This is a genomic window from Oxobacter pfennigii (assembly GCF_001317355.1).
GTDB lineage: Bacteria > Bacillota > Clostridia > Clostridiales > Oxobacteraceae > Oxobacter > Oxobacter pfennigii.
In genome coordinates this window covers 1-1,855 of the sequence record NZ_LKET01000066.1, presented here as the reverse complement: position 1 = coordinate 1,855, position 1,855 = coordinate 1, and the positions used below count along the sequence as shown (strand labels likewise).

Genomic DNA, 1,855 nt, shown 5'->3' with positions numbered 1-1,855 from the left:
TCGCTCATATTACCGACCCTGATACCGGAGAAATCATCAATGCATATATTTTCGTTGGTGTTATGACATACAGCCAGTATGCCTATGTAGAAGCATTTATCAATGAAAAACAGCGAGCATGGATAACTGCCCATGTTCATATGTACGAATACTTCGGCGGCGTTGCTAAAATCTTGGTATCTGATAATTGCAAGACAGCTATCGTACATAATGGCGGATGGTATAACCAGCAGGTAAATGCCATCTATTATGGAATGGCAGAGCATTACGGCACCGCCATTATTCCTGCCAGAGTGCGTAAGCCAAAGGATAAACCAAATGCCGAAGGTTCTGTAAATGGGATATCTACATGGATTACCGCTGCATTACGCAATGAACAGTTCTTTTCACTTGCTGAATTAAATGCCGCAATTCGTGTAAAGCTGAAAGAATTCAATGCCAAGCTTTTTCAAAAGAAAGAGGGCAGCCGGCTTGAACTCTTCCGTGACGAAGAACTGCCATTACTGGCACCATTACCTGCTACCCCATATGAACTGGCGGAATGGAAACAAGCCACCGTTCAGTTTAATTATCACATATCAGTCGACGGAATGCTATACTCCGTTCCTTACGAGTACATAAAACGTAAGGTTGATGTGAGGATAACAGATAAAACACTTGAAGTATTCTATAACCATAACCGCATTGCTTCCCATCTCCGTCTTCACGGTCGTAAGGGGCAATACAGCACCATTGTGGAACATATGCCGGAAGACCACCAGAAATACTTGGAATGGAACGGTAAGCGTTTCCGTCAATGGGCCGAGCGGATTGGAATCAATACGTACAAAGTCGTAGATGCAATACTTACCTCAAAGCGTGTGGAGCAACAGACTTACAAAAGCTGTATGGGACTTTTAAAACTAGCGGACAAATATACAACCGGTCGGCTGGAGTCAGCCTGTGAAAAAGCCTTAAGCTATACAGCATCACCCAGTTACAAGAGTATTCAAAACATACTCGCAATAAATCAGGACAAGTCTGTTTCGGCTATATCTGAAGAAGAAACCACACACAAGAACAGCCATGGCATCACAAGAGGTGCCGGCTATTATGGGAGGTAAACATCAATGACAAATCAAAGTACTATTGATAAATTAATCGAAATGCGCCTTAGTGCAATGGCAGATGCATTTCGCATACAACTTAACGATCCAAAAATGAAAGAAGTACCTTTTGAAGATCGTTTTGGAATACTTACAGATATCGAATACAGCAGTCGCAAGAATAATCGGCTTAGAAGACTTATTCGGAATGCCGAATTCGACCAGCCTGACGCCAGTATCATGGATATTGATTATACGTCAGGTCGCAGGTTAAACAGGGAACTGCTAAAACGGCTTGCAACCTGCGAATATATCACTGAACACCGAAATATTTTTATTACCGGTGCAACAGGCAGCGGTAAAACCTATATGGCTTGTTCCTTTGGCATGGAGGCTTGCAAACAGTATTACAACACTAAATACGTCAGACTCCCTGACCTTCTGATTGACATTGAAATAGCAAGGAATGAAGGAACTTACAAGAAAGTCATGGCCAAATATTCAAATCCTGTTTTGCTCATTATTGATGAATGGCTGCTTCTTAAACCTACTGCTAACGAGCAAAAGGACATCTTTGAGCTTCTGCACAGGCGTCGTAAGAAATCGTCAACCATCTTCTGTTCACAATATCGGATGGAGGGCTGGTATGAGCAACTTGGCGGAGCAGATGGCCCATTAACAGATGCCATACTGGATCGTATTGTACATGATGCTTACAAAATCAATATCGAAAGCATCGACCCTACTAAAGATATTTCAATGCGAGAGGT

Annotated in this window: 2 protein-coding genes; both read left to right on the top strand. The window is 42.4% G+C overall.

Going from position 1 to position 1,855, the window contains the following annotated elements; genetic code table 11:
• The coding region (locus OXPF_RS19165) for a Mu transposase domain-containing protein (RefSeq protein ID WP_054876828.1) at positions 1-1,103 on the top strand (1,103 nt) is incomplete at its 5' end.
• 6 nt (positions 1,104-1,109) lie between these two features.
• On the top strand, positions 1,110-1,855 hold a 746-nt coding region (istB, locus tag OXPF_RS19160; protein WP_054876829.1), incomplete at its 3' end, for an IS21-like element helper ATPase IstB.